The following is a 1,242-nucleotide window of genomic DNA, read 5'->3' on the forward strand; positions in this document are numbered from 1 at the left end:
CACCCCGCCTTCGACAGCTTCCCGCGGCTGTCGGAACGACATCCTGCTTTGGTAGGTGTCGACCTTGGTCGACACGGCGGACATCATGAACGTCTGAAGTATCGGCTTTTGATTTTGTTTTTCTGATCTTTCCCGTGGTGGATCGGCGGCAGAAATGTGTCTGGGGGCCGGGCGGGTGGGGGTGGCGGGGTATCCGCGCCATGGATGGCGCGGCTAAGCCTCCAAGGATGGATTCACGGCGTCCCCGCCAGCCCCACCCGCCCGGCCCGCACCCGGGAGTCGGGGCTTTCCGCGACCAACCAACCCCACCACGGAGGGGCTCCGCCGTTGGCCGACCCGGCCGAAGGCCCGCTCTGCGCGCGATACAATAAGCACCATGAACACCCCACAGGATTCCAGCCTCGGTCGCGAGGTCAGTTACCCGTCGCAGTACGATCCCGGCCTGCTGTTTCCCATCCCGCGCGTCGGCGCCCGTGCCGAGATCGGCCTCGACGAGGCCGCGCTGCCTTTCGTCGGCCATGACCGCTGGCACGCCTTCGAGCTGAGCTGGCTTGACCCGCGTGGCAAACCGCAGGTCGCCGTCGCCACCGTGCAGGTGCCGTGCACCTCGCCGCGGTTGATCGAATCGAAGTCGTTCAAGCTGTACCTGAACTCCCTCAACAGCACCCGCATCGACAGTGCCGAAGCCCTGCGCGAGCGCCTCGTCGCCGACCTGTCGGCCTGCGCCGGCGCCCCGGTCCAGGTCACGTTCGGCCTGCCGGCGTTGCGCGAATCACCGCTGGGCGAGTCGATCGACGGCCTTGAGGTGGACATCGACTGCTATGGCCCGCCGCAGGCGGACTACCTGTCGGCCAACGCCGATGCGCTGGTGGAGGAGACCCTGGTCTCGGCCCTGCTGAAGTCCAACTGCCCGGTCACCGGGCAGCCGGACTGGGCCACTGTCAGCCTGCGCTACCGCGGCCCGCAGATTGATCGTGCCGGCCTGCTGCGCTACCTGGTCAGCTACCGCGAGCACGCCGAGTTCCATGAGCAGTGCGTCGAGCGCATCTTCAGTGAAGTGTCCGCGCGCTGCCGGCCGCAGTGGCTGGAAGTCGAAGGCCGCTATACCCGTCGCGGTGGCCTGGACATCAACCCGTGGCGCGCCAGCCCTGGCATTGCCGCCCCGGCCGCGACCTACCGCGAACTGCGGCAGTAACCGCCGCAGGCGGTTACAGGTAGCGCCGGGCCATGCCCGGCGAGCGC

The 1,242-nt window shown here is 68.0% G+C and carries 1 protein-coding gene; it reads left to right on the forward strand.

Going from position 1 to position 1,242, the window contains the following annotated elements:
• Window positions 1-376: 376 nt before the first annotated feature.
• Complete coding sequence (gene queF / locus AC1VAN_RS22300; protein WP_312964111.1) at window positions 377-1,195, forward strand: NADPH-dependent 7-cyano-7-deazaguanine reductase QueF; 819 nt, start codon at window positions 377-379, stop codon at window positions 1,193-1,195.
• Window positions 1,196-1,242 lie beyond the last annotated feature (47 nt).

Source organism: Stenotrophomonas sp. 05L44_2 (genome assembly GCF_056665995.1).